The sequence below is a fragment of the Bacillus sp. 123MFChir2 genome (assembly GCF_000383235.1).
Lineage (GTDB): Bacteria > Bacillota > Bacilli > Bacillales > Bacillaceae_G > Bacillus_A.
On the sequence record NZ_KB911024.1, the window covers coordinates 1 to 1941 of the forward strand.

General features: G+C 35.2%; 2 protein-coding genes. One reads left to right on the forward strand and one right to left on the reverse strand.

Features of this window, described 5'->3' with window-relative positions:
• On the forward strand, positions 1 to 201 hold a 201-nt coding region (locus H280_RS26685; protein WP_034304079.1), incomplete at its 5' end, for a hypothetical protein.
• On the opposite strand, the gene H280_RS26260 is transcribed toward H280_RS26685, so the two are convergent.
• On the reverse strand, positions 184 to 1941 hold a 1758-nt coding region (locus H280_RS26260; RefSeq protein WP_020063401.1), incomplete at its 5' end, for a hypothetical protein. The genes H280_RS26685 and H280_RS26260 overlap by 18 nt on opposite strands.

The following is a 1941-nucleotide window of genomic DNA, read 5'->3' on the forward strand; positions in this document are numbered from 1 at the left end:
CTTTGTTTTAAACTTTGCACGTGGCAGGAAAAGGAACTGACCGCCTCTATGCATGGCCAGTTGCTCTCGCCCACCGAAAAAGAAAAGGGTTTTTATGTTAGTTTTTCAATTTGCATCTATATAGATAGAAAAAGACTGCAAAGCTTTCTGAAAGAAACGCTTTGCAGTCTTAAATTTCTTGCTTTACTCAATACTTTCTAATTCCCATTTATGTTTCTCACCTGGTGAATCTGTATGCTCACCTGTTAAAATATTCTCATGTAAAGATACAGGTGGGAAAATCCCATTATCCGCAACACTACCATTCCATTTATTGTATCTATATGTGAGATAGTTAGAATCAGATTTTAAATAGAAGCTCTTTTGATTCGAAATTTTATCTAATTTAATTGTTGATTTGTCACGTTCTTGATCTAACCAACTATAATCATACCCTTTTCCGATGTTAAGGTACTGATAGCCACCATGAGTACTGTTCGTGAACTTCAGGAATACTTCTTCATCTTTGCCAATTGGTTGTCCTGGTCTAGACTGACCTTTTCTCTCAATAATTACTGATGTAGCTTCAATATCTGGTCCATGTATTTCTTGTTTTTTCGGTCCAAGTCTTAATCCATCCCAGTTGTTTCCTTTTAGATTAAAGTGTACATATTTCCCGTCTACAGTTTGAAATAAAGTACTTACATACCACTCTTCTCTCACATTACCTTCACGAATTTCTGAGCTAGACGTTTTCAAATAATACGGTTTTCCTTCTACAATAAATTCACCTTTATTATCTACTAATAAGTTATCGAACTCTTTATTATACTTAACAACTGTAGAAGTTTTTTGTGTTGGAAGTTTCTTTTGTGCATCGTTAATTTCAAATGTAACTTCTTTTGATGGATCAAAATCATTTAAGCTTATAGTTTCTTTAGACTCATATATATTTCCATTCTTCACTAATGTTACTTGCTGTGTCGCTTTAGAATTTTTCTTTTCAAAAGTAGCGGAAATTTCATTACTTGCTCCAAATAAGCCTGGTACGACTGCCGCATAAAGCTTTTTCTTAATTGGATCGTAAGCACTATATGATAATGTTGGTGGCTGTAATTGTTCAAAAGCACCGACTCTCCAACCTTTCGTTACAGCCTCTTCTTTTACATTTTCTAAACTGGCTTTCTCAAAGATGTCTCGCTTTTCACCGTTACTGTCTACAAGCGCATTTACTTTTTTAGAATCTACGTTAATATGTTTTAAAACCTCATTCAAGTTTAAATTTGTATTCGCACCAACACCGTCTGGTGCATAAACTCTAAACTTCGGCTTATTCCCAATATCTGTTTCTAGTAATGCAGTAGATGCATTTACACGAGCTTCATATTTCCCTGCATCTCCTAAGTTTTTAAATTCTTCATCTTTCTCAATAGACACGTCCATTGTACTAGTCGGTAATACTTCAACAGACAGAAGTGCACCTTGTTCAACAGCTTTTAATTCATCTAGCGTTAAGTAAATATTTACATCAGCTTGACCTTCTAAACTGTCAATTAATACTTCTGTTTTATTTCTTCCGCCTTTTTCTGTACTTAAATGCTGTGCTTTATAACGATCTTGCGTTGCCTTTACGGTATTAATAATTTTATCTCCTAGGCGAATATTAAAGTGAGGAGAAACGTTTTCAGCTGATGCTGTACCTGTATTTTTATACTCTAACTGTAAGCTTACTTTTGCTGCTTTTGCTGTATCAACTGTTGTTGCAGTGGACCAATCAAAATTATTAGAATAGCTCTCTGTTTCCGTATCAGTTTTTGAATATCCATAGCCTACATTTAATGAAGCATCAGCTTTTGGTACTGGGCCCGCTGCTGAACCTTCAACACCGCCTCCAACAGTTAGACCAACATTAAAGGAATGCTGCGTGGATACACTTTTCTCCCAACTTTTATTAATAGATCC